Source organism: Pseudomonas sp. HMSC066A08 (assembly GCF_001813025.1).
GTDB lineage: Bacteria > Pseudomonadota > Gammaproteobacteria > Pseudomonadales > Pseudomonadaceae > Pseudomonas > Pseudomonas aeruginosa.
In genome coordinates this window covers 92872-105188 of sequence record NZ_KV811178.1, presented here as the reverse complement: position 1 = coordinate 105188, position 12317 = coordinate 92872, and the positions used below count along the sequence as shown (strand labels likewise).

Sequence of the window (12317 nt, the reverse complement as noted above, 5' to 3'; positions counted from 1 at the left end):
CCGCTGCCCCTTCAAACTCAAGATTTCAACGCTTCGGCCAGTTTCGCGAGCTTGCCGCGCACCGAGCCATCGATTACCAAGTCACCGGCGCGAATGATCACGCCGCCGATCAGGCTCGCGTCTTCCGACGCATGTAGCCGCACTTCGCGACTGAGCCGGGCGCTGAGAGCCTTGGCGAGTTTGTCCTGCTGTTCTTTGCTCAAGGTGAAGGCACTGGTGACTTCTACCTCGACCGACTTTTCCTGCTCGGCCTTCAACTGCTCGTACATCTCAGCGATGGTCGGCAGCAGTTCGAGCCGCTTGTTCTCAGCCACAGTCCGGACGAAGTTCTGGGCTGGTGCATTCAGCTTGTCGCCGCACACATCGATCAGGCTCTGGGCCTTGGCCGAAGAGGTCAGCTGAGGCTCTTTGAGCAGCTGGCGCACGGTGTCGTCCTGCGACACTGCGGCCAGCACACCCAGCGCAGCCGACCAATCGGCCAGTTGCTGATGAGCCTGGGCGTACTCGAAAGCCGCCTTTGCGTAGGGACGAGCCAACGTGGTCAGTTCTGCCATAGCGCCCTCGCTTAGATCTCGGCTGCCAGTTTGGAAACCAGCTGCTCGTGCGCGTTTGCGTCGATCGAAGCACCCAGGATTTTCTCAGCGCCGGTGACGGCCAGGGCACCCACTTGGGCACGCAGGGCGTCCTTGACGCTGTTCAGTTCCTGTTCGATTTCCGCTTGGGCCTGGGCCTTCAGGCGTTCGCCTTCGGTACGGGCCTGGTCGCGGGCTTCATCGACGATCTGGTTAGCGCGTTTCTTCGCCTGTTCGACGATTTCGGCTGCCTGAGCCTTGGCTTCGCGCAGTTGCTGGCCCGCTTTCTCGTGAGCCAGCTCCAGATCACGAGCCGCGCGGTTGGCAGCGTCCAGGCCGTCAGCGATCTTCTTCTGACGCTCTTGCAGAGCCGCGATGACCGGAGGCCACACGAACTTCATGCAGAACAGCACAAAGATGAAGAACGCAACGGACTGGCCAATCAGGGTTGCATTAATGTTCACGCCAACACCTCGCTCGTTCGTTGTCCGTCAAACACTCAAATCGAATGATTCGAGTGATTAGCCGGCGATTTGACCAACGAAGGGATTCGCGAAGGTGAAGAACAGGGCGATACCCACACCGATCATGGTCACGGCGTCCAGCAGACCGGCGACGATGAACATTTTCACCTGCAGCATCGGAACCATTTCAGGCTGACGAGCTGCGCCTTCCAGGAACTTGCCACCCAGCAGACCGAAACCGATGGCGGTACCCAGGGCACCCAGGCCAATCAGCAGAGCAACGGCGATAGCAGTCAGTCCAACTACAGTTTCCATTTTTCCTCCCGACTTTTTGTCGTGTTGGTTAAAGGTTGAAGCGAATCGATTAATGGTTGTCTTCGTGCGCCATCGACAGGTAGACGATGGTCAGCATCATGAAGATGAAGGCCTGCAGGGTGATGATCAGGATGTGGAACACGGCCCACGCCCAGTTCAGGGCTACGCCCAGGGCACTCAGCAGGAACATTCCGCTACCGAACATGACGGCGATCAGAATGAAGATCAGTTCGCCGGCATACATGTTGCCGAACAGACGCAGCGCCAGCGAAACCGGCTTGGCGATAAGGGTCACGAACTCGAGCAGGAAGTTCACCGGAATCAGCAGGATCTGAACGACGATGTTCTTGCTGCTGAAGGGGTGCAGGGTCAGTTCACCGAGGAAGCCGCCGATGCCCTTGACCTTGATGCTGTAGAAGACGATCAGGGCGAACACCGAGATCGACAGGCCGAGGGTGGCGTTCGGGTCGGTGGTGGCCACCGCGCGGAAGAACAGGTGCTCGTCGCCGGTGATCTTCGCGGCCAGCATCGGCAGGTAGTCCACCGGTACCAGGTCGATCAGGTTGAGCAGGAATATCCAGACGAACACGGTCAGGGCCAGGGGCGCAATCAACGGGTTGCGCCCGTGGAAGGTGTCCTTGACGCTGGTGTCGACGAACTCGACCATCACCTCGACGAAGTTCTGCAGTCCACCCGGCTGGCCGCTGGTGGCCTTCTTGGCCGCCAGGCGGAAGATGAACAGGAACACCACGCCGAGCAGTACCGACCAGCCCAGGGTGTCTACGTGGAATGCCCAGAAGCCCATTTCCTTGGCTTGCTCGGCGGTGTGGGCGAACCCCCAATCACCATTAGGCAGACGCCCGAAGGTCAGGTTCTGCAAGTGGTGCTGGATGTAACCCGAAGCGGTTTCTGCTGCCATGTTTGCCTCAATCGCTCTAAGGTCTTGTAAATGTTTTTCCCATCAGCAGGGGTGCACACCAGCTGACCATCAGGGTCAGCAGATAGACACCGAACAGAGCCGGCGCCATCAGTGGCTTCACGCCTGCGAACGCCAGTGCGAAGAGCACCGCCGTCAGAATCAGTTTCCCGGCTTCGCCCGCATAGAAAGAGCGAACGATTTCCCGGGCAGCCCGCGCTCCGCTGAAACGGAACGCCTTGTAGGCGAAATAACAATTCGGCAACCAGGCGATCATCCCTCCCAGCAGTCCGGAATATCCGGCTACCGGTCCCCAAGAAATCCACAGGGAGATCGCAGCAACAAGCACTACTACCAGTTGGACGAGCAGCAATCTGAATGCCGGCAGGCGACTTGGCATGCGGGACTCCATCGCGCTCTCAGTCTTCTGGTGTCGGCACTGCCAAATCAACGACTTGGCATAAAAAGTGCCCACAAAATAGCGCGCAGAGTATAGGGGGGGAGTCCCCCCTGTTCAACTGGCTGGTAGTGATTTCCGACTACCCGCTACAACCCAAAGTGTGTCAACGGATGTGGGCGAGAACGCCCTGCAGTTCATCCAGGGAGCTGTAGCGGATGACCAGCTGTCCCTTGCCCTTCTGACCATGCCGGATCTGCACCGAAGCGCCCAGGCGCTCGGCCAGGCGCTGTTCCAGGCGGGCGATGTCCGGGTCGCTCTTGACCGGTCCCGCAGGCTTGCCCGGGGCATGTGTCCACTGCCGAACCAGGGCTTCGGTCTGACGTACGGTCAGCCCATGTGCGACAACATGTCGCGCCCCTTCCACCTGCCGTTCTGCCGGCAGACCGAGGAGCGCACGGGCATGGCCCATTTCCAGGTCGCCATGGGAAAGCAAGGTCTTGATCTCTTCCGGCAGGCCGATCAGGCGCAGCAGGTTGGTAATGGTCGCGCGCGACTTGCCGACCGCTTCCGCGACCTGCTGCTGGGTCAGTTGGAACTCCTGCTGCAGGCGCTGCAGGGCGGCGGCTTCCTCGATCGGGTTGAGGTCCTCGCGCTGGATATTCTCGATCAGCGCCATGGCGATGGCCGCTTCGTCTGGCACGTCGCGCACCAGCGCCGGGATCTTCTCCAGTCCGGCCTGCTGGCTGGCCCGCCAGCGCCGCTCGCCGGCGATGATCTCGTAGCGGCCATTGGCGATCGGCCGCACCACGATGGGCTGCATCACGCCCTGGGCCTTGATCGACTGCGCCAGTTCCTCCAGCGCCTGCGGGTCCATGTCGCGACGCGGCTGGTACTTGCCGCGCTGCATCAGGTCGAGGGGGATCTGCTGCAACTCGCGGCGGTCGGCCTGTACGGCTTCTTCCTGCAGTTTGGCGGGACTCGAGCCGCCCAGCAGGGCATCGAGCCCGCGTCCCAGTCCACGTTTCTTGGCTGCCATGCGGGTTCCTTATGCGGTTGCGGCGCGGCCTTTGGCGCGCTGGCGGCGGACCAGCTCGCCGGCCAGCGCCAGGTAGGCGATGGCGCCGCGGGATTGCTTGTCGTAAACCAGCGCCGGCATGCCGAAGCTGGGGGCTTCGGCCAGGCGCACGTTACGCGGGATGACGGTGCTGTAGAGGGTGTCGCCGAAATGCTCCTGCAACTGCGCGGAAACATCGTTGGTCAGGCTGATGCGCGGATCGTACATGGTCCGCAACAGGCCCTCGATCTTCAGCGTCGGGTTGAGCAACTGGCCGATGCGCTGGATGCTGTTCATCAGGTCGGTCAGTCCCTCCAGCGCGTAGTACTCGCACTGCATGGGGATGATCACGCCGTCGGCGGCGGTCAGCGCGTTGACGGTGAGCATCGACAGCGACGGCGGGCAGTCGATGAGGATGTAGTCGTAGTTCTCGCGGATCGGCGCCAGCGCATTGCGCAGGCGATTTTCCTTCATGTCCATTTCCAGCAGCACCACTTCCGCGGCGGTCAGGTCGCGGTTGGCCGGCAGCAACTGGTAGCCGCCGTGTTCGGAGAACTGCATGGCCTCGGCGAGGTTGCACTCGCCGGTGAGCACGTCGTAGATGGAGTGCTCCAGGTTGTGCTTGTCGATGCCGCTGCCGGTGGTGGCGTTGCCCTGGGGGTCGAGATCCAGCAGGAGGACGCGGCGCTTGGTCGCCACGAGGGAGGCCGCGAGGTTGATACAGGTCGTGGTCTTGCCGACACCGCCTTTCTGGTTGGCGATCGCGAATACCTTAGCCATGGTTATCCCTGTTCCCCCTCATGCTGTGCGCCGCAGTATCAGCAGATGCCGCTGACCTTGGCAACCGGGTACCGCCAGCGCGTGCTCGGCTTCGACCCGGAAATCCTCCGGGAGTGCCGCCAGCTCTTCGTTCGGATGCACGCCCTTCATCGCCAGCCAGCGGGTTTCCTGGCCACCGAGGTGGCGGGTCCAGTTGGCGAAGTCCTCAAGGCTGCTGAAAGCGCGGGAAACGATGCCATCGAAGGGGCTCTCGGGACGGAAGGCTTCCACCCGGCTGTGCACGACTCCGAGGTTGGCCAGCTTCAGCTCGAGCTTCACCTGGGTCAGGAAGCGGGTCTTCTTGCCGTTGCTGTCGAGCAGGGTCAGGCGCTTTTCCGGGAACAGGATGGCCAGCGGCACGCCGGGCATGCCGCCGCCGCTACCGACATCCAGCCAGTTATCCCCAGCCTCGGCGTAAGGCACGATGCTCAGGCTGTCGAGCAGGTGGCGCGAAACCATCTCGTCCGGGTCGCGTACGGCGGTCAGGTTGTAGGCCTTGTTCCATTTGATCAGCAGGGCCAGGTAGGCCAGCAGCTGGCGTTGCTTGTCGGCGTCAAGGGTGACGCCGAGCTCGTCAGCACCGCGCGCGAGTTCGTCGGCGTGGTGTTGGGTTACCGCAGACATCAAGCGCTCTGCTCCAGTTGGCGGCCAGAGGCACGCTTCTTCAGGTGGATCAACAACAGCGAAATCGCAGCCGGCGTGACGCCGGGGATTCGCGAAGCCTGTCCGAGGGTTTCCGGACGGGCCTGGTTCAGCTTGTTCTGGATTTCCTTCGACAGGCCGGAAATTCCCAGGTAATCGATATCCACAGGCAGCCGGGTGTCTTCGCTGGCGCGCAGCCGGGCGATCTCCTCCTGCTGGCGGTCTATGTAGCCGGCGTACTTGGTGCGGATCTCCACCTGCTCGGCCACCTGGGGGTTATCCACAGCATCGCCGGTGATTTCCACCAGGCCGGCATAATCGATCTCGGGGCGGCTCAGCAGGTTGAGCAGGTTGTATTCATGGGTCAGCGGCGTACCGAAGCGCTCGGCGATGGCGTCGCCCTGCGGGGTATTCGGCCGCACCCAGGTGCTCTTCAGCCGCTGTTCCTCGCGCTCGATACCTTCGCGCTTGGCTTCGAAGGCAGCCCAGCGCCGATCGTCGACAAGGCCCAGCTCGCGCCCCTTCTCGGTGAGACGCAGGTCGGCGTTGTCCTCGCGAAGTATCAGACGGTATTCCGCCCGCGAGGTGAACATGCGGTACGGCTCCTGGGTGCCGAGCGTGATCAGGTCGTCCACCAGCACGCCGATGTAGGCCTCGTCGCGACGCGGGCACCAGCTGTCCTTGCCCTGCGAACGCAATGCAGCATTGGCACCGGCCAGCAGGCCCTGGGCGCCAGCTTCCTCGTAGCCGGTGGTGCCGTTGATCTGGCCGGCGAAGAACAGGCCGCCGATGACCTTGGTCTCCAGGCTGTACCTGAGATCGCGGGGATCGAAGAAGTCGTACTCGATCGCATAGCCCGGCCGCACGATGTGGGCGTTTTCCATGCCACGGATGGAACGCACGATCTGCAGTTGCACGTCGAACGGCAGGGACGTTGAAATACCGTTGGGATACAGCTCGTGGGTCGTCAGGCCTTCCGGCTCGAGGAAGACCTGGTGGCTTTCCTTGTCGGCGAAGCGATGGATCTTGTCTTCGATCGACGGGCAGTAGCGCGGGCCGATGCCTTCGATCACACCGGAATACATCGGTGAACGATCGAGGTTGGCGGCGATGATCTCGTGGGTCCGTGCGTTGGTATGGGTGATCCAGCAACTGACCTGCTCGGGATGCTGTTCCTTCGAACCGAGGAAGGACATCACCGGGATCGGCGTGTCGCCCGGCTGCTCGGTCATCACCGAGAAGTCCACGCTGCGTCCGTCGATCCGCGGTGGCGTGCCGGTCTTCAGCCGGCCGACCCGCAGCGGCAATTCACGCAAACGACGCGCCAGTGCGATGGACGGCGGGTCGCCGGCGCGTCCGCCGGAGTAGTTCTCCAGGCCGATGTGGATAAGTCCGCCGAGGAAGGTGCCGGTAGTCAGGACCACGTTGTCGGCATGGAAGCGCAGTCCCATCTGGGTCACTACGCCGCGGACCTGATCCTGCTCGACGATCAGGTCGTCGCAGGCCTGCTGGAATATCCACAGGTTCGGCTGGTTTTCCAGTGTATGGCGGATAGCGGCCTTATAGAGCACGCGATCGGCTTGTGCACGAGTGGCGCGCACTGCCGGCCCCTTGCGGCTGTTAAGGATGCGGAACTGGATACCGCCCTTGTCGGTGGCTTCGGCCATGGCGCCGCCAAGAGCGTCGATTTCCTTGACCAGATGGCTCTTGCCGATGCCGCCGATGGCGGGGTTGCAGCTCATCTGCCCCAGGGTTTCCACATTGTGGGTCAACAGCAGGGTTTTCACACCCATGCGCGCAGCCGCGAGTGCGGCTTCGGTGCCTGCATGGCCACCGCCGATCACGATTACGTCAAAACGGGTAGGGAAATCCACCACGCACCTCGGCCTGTTCAGAAGCAGGAATTCAGGAAAGCCGGACAGTATAAGGATTTAGCGAACCTGAATGAAGACTCCTGGACAAAAAATAGCCAATTCAGATGGAGGGAGCAAAACGGCTCGGCGGGCTTACAAAAAATAAAAGGAAAGGAATGTTTATATCTTTTTAGAACTTGTGTTTATTACTTGGCAGCGCCTTTTCTGTTGATAAGTACGTCAAGCCCAGTAAATACATAGCCTGTAGCGAATGATAAAGCTGTCCCAAACCCTATCTGGGCCCTGTTGATAAGCGATTTTTAGCTGTGGATGGAATGGATCGTTATCAACATGTGGACTTATGCACAGAGCTTCGGTGGGTTTATCTACCCTCCTGTCCCTGGGGTTTTCCACAGGTTTCAGGCGGGCATATCCTGGCCGCGGCAAGACCGCAGCCAGGTACGAAGAAGAAGATGGAAAGGTGTGGGAAAGGCTCAGTCGTTGCTGCTTTCCAGCGTATCGATGGACGACGACAGGCGCTCGAAGCGGCGCTTGGCGGATACCTGGAAATCCCGCTCGGAGCCCTCGCCAGCGGGTTTGCGCAGCAGTAGCCGAGCACTGAGCCCGCTAGTGCGGTCGTAACTGCCGAACCAGTCGATCATCTGTCCGACATGGCATTCGCCGCCGAGCCATACCGCCAGGTTGGCTACGATCTCCATGCTGTAGTGTCCGGGACCGAAGCCATGGTACTCGCCGCGGGACGCCTCGGGAGCCGAAGGCGGGATAGGACAGAGCGGCTCGCTGGAGGGCCCCGTGTCGTGAGCCTGGCCGGTATCGACGGAGTCCAGTGCCTGCAACAGCTCCTTTCGCAGAGTCTCTTCCAGGCTTGTGGATAAACCGCTTTCAGGGTTCTCTTGCGTGCGCGGGACGTCCAGCGTGTAGCGATAGCGCAGCGCCAGACGAGGCAACAGGACACGCCGTTCGAGAGGGTCGAGCAGATAGAGGTTGTCCACAGCGTAGCGGCTATCGCGGTAGAGCACGTAGATCCGACCGCGGATCGTCAGCCAGTAAGCATCCTGGTTCGCTCCCCGGCCGTTCAGCGAATACAGGTAGCTGTCCTCTTCCCAGGAGGGCTGATTGCCGACGAAATGTCCGCCCTGGCGGCGGCGTACGCCTACATGGGAGTACAGGCCAGTACCGCCGCTGTAGGCGTCGATGACGAGATCCCTAAGGCCGTCGCCATCGAGGTCGAGTAGACGGTAGGAGACGTTGCCGTTCTCCCCTTCAGTCTCGATCTCCGAGTGTAGCAGCGCGCTCCACTCATCCGTGCTGACGCCGTCGGGGCGCTGGCTGGGGAAGCGGGCTCCGCCTCCGTCCTCGTCGCGATTGGCGAAGTCGGTGGCCGCGGGAGGCTGTGGAAAAGCCGCAAGAGTCCTTTCCAGGGGAAACTCCGGATTCTCCCGCGCCGCCACTTCGAGGGTTCGTTGCAACTCGCCCATTGCGGCAACCGCTTCTTTCGCGGCCGGCGTCTGGATAGCGAGCAAAGCGTCGATGCGTTGCCGTTGGGAGTGCTCCAGGCATGCGCGCTCTTCGCCGCAGTCGTTACGTCGCTGCAGCCACTGCCGCTGGCTGTCGCGCAGCGCCTTCGCGGATGCCGGATCGTAGCGCAGTGCTTGTGCATAAACCTTCCCCAGGTGGGCATCCAACCCACGCAGACCGTCATCGGTGCAGATGGCTTTTTCCGGGACCGAAGCGGCGCGCCGGCAATCCATGCCTGCGCCGTGGAGCACCGGGGGCAAGAGGGACAGAGAAAGGAAAAGTACGGAAAACGGATGTTTCATCGAGCGATCCTTGCTCTGGTTTATCCACAACCCGGCTTGGGCCGAACCTCATTATTTGCCGATGCAGAAACTCGAGAAGATCCGGCCCAGCAGGTCGTCGGGGGTGAATGCGCCGGTGATTTCGCCCAGGTGCTGCTGGGCCTGGCGTAGATCCTCGGCCAGCAGTTCGCCGGCGCCATTGTGGATAAGTTGGCTGTGGCCATGCTCCAGCGCCTGCCCTGCCAGGCGTAGCGCTTCCAAGTGGCGCCGGCGGGCGCTGAAACCGCTTTCCGCGGTCTGTTCGAAACCCATGCAAGCCTTCAGGTGTTCGCGCAGCAGCTCCAGGCCGGCGCCGGTGCGCGCCGAGAGGGTGATGGTGACGTGGCCGTCCGCGCTTTCCTCGAGGCCAATGGACTCTGTGGACAAATCCGCCTTGTTGCGGATCAGGGTGACCTTGCCCGGTTCCGGTCGCTGGTCGAGAAACTCTGGCCATAGGGAAAACGGATCCGCTGCTTCCGGGGCGGTGGCATCCACCACCAGCAGCACGCGATCGGCTTCGCCGATGGCTTTCAGCGCACGTTCCACGCCGATCTTTTCCACATGGTCCTCGGTATCCCGCAGGCCTGCGGTGTCCACCACATGCAGGGGCATGCCATCGATGTGGATATGTTCGCGCAGTACATCGCGGGTGGTGCCGGCTATGTCCGTGACGATGGCCGCCTCGCGACCGGCCAGGGCATTCAGCAGGCTGGACTTGCCGGCATTCGGTCGTCCGGCGATGACCACGGTCATGCCGTCGCGCAGCAGGGCGCCCTGGGAAGCTTCGCGCTGCACTGTGGATAACTCTGTGCGTACTTTTTCCAGAAGCCCCAGTACGTGGCCATCGGCGAGGAAGTCGATTTCTTCTTCGGGGAAGTCGATGGCGGCTTCGACATAGATGCGCAGGGAAATCAGTTGCTCGGTCAATGCATGTACCCGGCGCGAGAATTCGCCCTGCAGGGAACGCAATGCATTGCGCGCGGCCTGCTCCGAGCTGGCCTCGATCAGATCGGCGATGGCTTCGGCCTGGGCCAGGTCGAGCTTGTCGTTGAGGAACGCACGCTCGCTGAACTCGCCCGGTCGCGCCTGGCGGGCGCCCAGTTCCAGACACCGCTGCACCAGCAGGTCGAGTACCACGGGGCCGCCGTGCCCCTGCAATTCGAGTACGTCTTCGCCGGTGAACGAGTTCGGGCCGGGGAAATACAGTGAAAGGCCTTCGTCGATCACCTGCCCACCGGCATCGAGGAACGGGCCGTAATGCGCATGCCGGGCTTTCAGCTGGCGTCCGCTCACGGCCACGGCCATATGTCCGGCGAGGGGTCCGGAGACGCGGACGATTCCCACGCCGCCGCGGCCCTGGGCGGTAGCGATCGCGACGATGGTTTCGGTGGCGGCTTGCATGTGGATATCTCCGGATAGCAAGACGCCCCTCGAGGGGGCGTCTTGTTGTGGACAGTTTTCGCGATAGACGTCAGGCGGACTTCGCGGCTGCCTCGATCTTGCGGGTAATGTACCACTGCTGCGCGATCGACAGGCAGTTGTTGACCACCCAGTACAGCACCAGACCGGCTGGGAACCAGAGGAAGAAGAAGGTGAAGATGATCGGCATCAGCTTCATTACCTTGGCCTGCATCGGGTCCGGCGGGGTCGGGTTGAGCATCTGCTGGATCAGCATGGTGCCGCCCATGACGATCGGCAGGATGAAGAACGGATCCTTCACCGACAGGTCGGTGATCCAGCCGAGCCACGGCGCCTGGCGCATTTCCACGCTTTCCAGGAGCACCCAGTAGAGGGAGAGGAAGACCGGCATCTGGACCAGGATCGGCAGGCAGCCGCCCAGCGGATTGATCTTCTCCTTCTTGTACAGTTCCATCATCGCCTGGGACATCTTCTGCCGATCGTCGCCGTGCTGTTCCTTGATCGCCTGCATCTTCGGCGACACCGCGCGCATGCGCGCCATCGAACGGTAGCTGGCGGCGGACAACGGGAAGAAGGCCAGCTTGATCAGGATGGTCAGGGCGATGATCGACCAGCCCCAGTTGCCGATCAGGCTGTGGATATGTTGCAGCAGCCAGAAGATCGGTTGGGCGATGAACCAGAGGAAACCGTAGTCGACGGTCAGTTCCAGGCCCGGGGAGAGTTCCTTCAGGTGCTTCTGAAGTTTCGGGCCGGCATACAGGGTCAGGTCGGTTTCCACCTTGCTACCCGCCGGAACGCTCAGGGTCGGCCCGGTGAAACCGACGATGTAGTTGCCCTGGCCGTCCTTGCGGGTCATGACCTGGTGCTGCTCGCCCTTGGTCGGAACCCAGGCGGTCACGAAGTAGTGTTGCAGCCAGGCGACCCAGCCACCCTGCACGGACTCCTTGAACTGTTCCTTGTCCATGTCCTTGGTGGAGATCTTCTTGTACGGCGAATCCGGGGTCCAGACCGCGGCGCCGAGGTAGGTGGACACCCCGGTGGCAGTGGTCGAGGACGGGTCGGCGCTGCCGTCGCGCTTGAGCTGGGCGAACAGGTTGCCGCTCCAGGTCTTGCCGCTCTGGTTGTCGATCAGGTAGCTGACGCCGACCTGATAGGCGTTTTCATTGATGCACTCGATCTTCTTCTGGGCCTTTTCCTTGTCCGAGCAATCGGCTTTCAGGCCACGGTGGAAGGTGAAGCGCTTGATGTAGTTGACACCGTCGTGGCTGAAGCTCAGGTCCACGACCAGTTCGTTCTGGCCGTCGGCCAACTGGTAGCTGCTCTGCGCACTGTGGAACAGCGGGCGTCCGGCGCTGCTGGCGTCCGGGCCGTCGGCACCGGTGAGGCCGCTCTGCGCCAGGTAGGTACGTTCGCGACCGTTGTCGAACAGCGGGAACGGCACGTCCGGACGGTCCAGGCGACGCGGATACTGCAACAGGCCAAGCTGGACGATATCGCCGCCACGGGGATCGATGGCCAGGTCGAGGACGTCGGTCTTCACCTGGATCAGCTTGTCGCTGACCGCAACCGGCTTGTCGGCGGCTTCGCTGCCGGCCGCGCTGCTCTGGGCAGTGGGAACGTCACTGCTGGTGCCCGAGACGGACGGAGTGTCCGGCAGGCCTTGCGTGGTGTTCATCGAAGCGCTGGCGGCGGGCAGCTCAGGCTGACCGTAATCCTTGTTCCACTGGAGAACCAGCAGGTAGGACACGACTGCAAGGGCGACGATGAGAATCGAGCGTTGAATGTCCATGGTTACTCGGCCATCGAGAAAGAGCGGGGCTTGAAGGAAACTGACAGTAGCAGATCGCGGCTACGGGATTGCCAGTGATGGAGCCGAGTGGAGGAAACCGCACTCGGGCGACCATTGCGTCGCGGGCCATGCTGCGCGATAGCCTCGTACGCTAGGGAAGTACAACTTGGCTGGGAACGACGGTGCCAGGTCATCGAAGGGGGGATGACACTACA

At 62.0% G+C, this 12317-nt stretch carries 12 protein-coding genes; all 12 read right to left on the bottom strand.

Features of this window, described 5'->3' with window-relative positions; all coding sequences use genetic code 11:
* Positions 1-17 precede the first annotated feature (17 nt).
* Positions 18-554 (bottom strand): F0F1 ATP synthase subunit delta, encoded by a 537-nt coding sequence (locus HMPREF2886_RS00450; protein ID WP_003097135.1) that lies wholly within the window; start codon positions 552-554, stop codon positions 18-20.
* Between the two features lie 11 nt (positions 555-565).
* Positions 566-1036, bottom strand: a complete 471-nt coding sequence (locus HMPREF2886_RS00445) for a F0F1 ATP synthase subunit B (protein WP_003100235.1) — start codon at positions 1034-1036, stop codon at positions 566-568.
* A 57-nt stretch (positions 1037-1093) separates the two neighbouring features.
* On the bottom strand, positions 1094-1351 hold the full coding sequence (gene atpE / locus HMPREF2886_RS00440; RefSeq protein WP_003097235.1) for a F0F1 ATP synthase subunit C: 258 nt from the start codon (positions 1349-1351) through the stop codon (positions 1094-1096).
* A gap of 49 nt (positions 1352-1400) precedes the next feature.
* Positions 1401-2270, bottom strand: a complete 870-nt coding sequence (gene atpB, locus HMPREF2886_RS00435) for a F0F1 ATP synthase subunit A (protein WP_003100237.1) — start codon at positions 2268-2270, stop codon at positions 1401-1403.
* Positions 2271-2286: 16 nt separating this feature from the next.
* Complete coding sequence (locus HMPREF2886_RS00430) at positions 2287-2667, bottom strand: F0F1 ATP synthase subunit I (protein WP_003097239.1); 381 nt, start codon at positions 2665-2667, stop codon at positions 2287-2289.
* 163 nt (positions 2668-2830) lie between these two features.
* The gene (locus HMPREF2886_RS00425) at positions 2831-3703 is read right to left on the bottom strand and encodes a ParB/RepB/Spo0J family partition protein (RefSeq protein WP_003100240.1); all 873 of its coding nucleotides are present in this window, start codon (positions 3701-3703) and stop codon (positions 2831-2833) included.
* 9 nt (positions 3704-3712) lie between these two features.
* On the bottom strand, positions 3713-4501 hold the full coding sequence (gene soj / locus HMPREF2886_RS00420; protein ID WP_003097243.1) for a chromosome partitioning protein Soj: 789 nt from the start codon (positions 4499-4501) through the stop codon (positions 3713-3715).
* A gap of 18 nt (positions 4502-4519) precedes the next feature.
* The gene (rsmG, locus tag HMPREF2886_RS00415) at positions 4520-5164 is read right to left on the bottom strand and encodes a 16S rRNA (guanine(527)-N(7))-methyltransferase RsmG (RefSeq protein WP_033978602.1); all 645 of its coding nucleotides are present in this window, start codon (positions 5162-5164) and stop codon (positions 4520-4522) included.
* Positions 5164-7056, bottom strand: a complete 1893-nt coding sequence (mnmG, locus tag HMPREF2886_RS00410; protein WP_003100244.1) for a tRNA uridine-5-carboxymethylaminomethyl(34) synthesis enzyme MnmG — start codon at positions 7054-7056, stop codon at positions 5164-5166. Before mnmG ends, rsmG begins: the two co-directional genes overlap by 1 nt.
* A gap of 473 nt (positions 7057-7529) precedes the next feature.
* Positions 7530-8876, bottom strand: coding sequence for a lysozyme inhibitor LprI family protein (locus HMPREF2886_RS34680; protein WP_177344434.1), 1347 nt, complete (start codon positions 8874-8876; stop codon positions 7530-7532).
* Between the two features lie 51 nt (positions 8877-8927).
* Positions 8928-10295, bottom strand: a complete 1368-nt coding sequence (mnmE, locus tag HMPREF2886_RS00400) for a tRNA uridine-5-carboxymethylaminomethyl(34) synthesis GTPase MnmE (protein ID WP_070746586.1) — start codon at positions 10293-10295, stop codon at positions 8928-8930.
* Positions 10296-10365: 70 nt separating this feature from the next.
* Positions 10366-12102: a membrane protein insertase YidC gene (yidC, locus tag HMPREF2886_RS00395; protein ID WP_033978600.1), complete on the bottom strand. Its 1737-nt coding sequence runs from the start codon at positions 12100-12102 to the stop codon at positions 10366-10368.
* Positions 12103-12317: the final 215 nt, after the last annotated feature.

Excerpts from the sequence above, each read along its gene's own strand:
- HMPREF2886_RS34680 (WP_177344434.1), bottom strand. The coding sequence starts at position 8,876 with ATGAAACATCCGTTTTCCGTACTTTTCCTTTCTCTGTCCCTCTTGCCC.
- mnmE (WP_070746586.1), bottom strand. The coding sequence starts at position 10,295 with ATGCAAGCCGCCACCGAAACCATCGTCGCGATCGCTACCGCCCAGGGC.
- atpE (WP_003097235.1), bottom strand. The coding sequence starts at position 1,351 with ATGGAAACTGTAGTTGGACTGACTGCTATCGCCGTTGCTCTGCTGATT.
- HMPREF2886_RS00430 (WP_003097239.1), bottom strand. The coding sequence starts at position 2,667 with ATGCCAAGTCGCCTGCCGGCATTCAGATTGCTGCTCGTCCAACTGGTA.
- HMPREF2886_RS00450 (WP_003097135.1), bottom strand. The coding sequence starts at position 554 with ATGGCAGAACTGACCACGTTGGCTCGTCCCTACGCAAAGGCGGCTTTC.
- HMPREF2886_RS00425 (WP_003100240.1), bottom strand. The coding sequence starts at position 3,703 with ATGGCAGCCAAGAAACGTGGACTGGGACGCGGGCTCGATGCCCTGCTG.
- atpB (WP_003100237.1), bottom strand. The coding sequence starts at position 2,270 with ATGGCAGCAGAAACCGCTTCGGGTTACATCCAGCACCACTTGCAGAAC.
- rsmG (WP_033978602.1), bottom strand. The coding sequence starts at position 5,164 with ATGTCTGCGGTAACCCAACACCACGCCGACGAACTCGCGCGCGGTGCT.
- soj (WP_003097243.1), bottom strand. The coding sequence starts at position 4,501 with ATGGCTAAGGTATTCGCGATCGCCAACCAGAAAGGCGGTGTCGGCAAG.
- yidC (WP_033978600.1), bottom strand. The coding sequence starts at position 12,102 with ATGGACATTCAACGCTCGATTCTCATCGTCGCCCTTGCAGTCGTGTCC.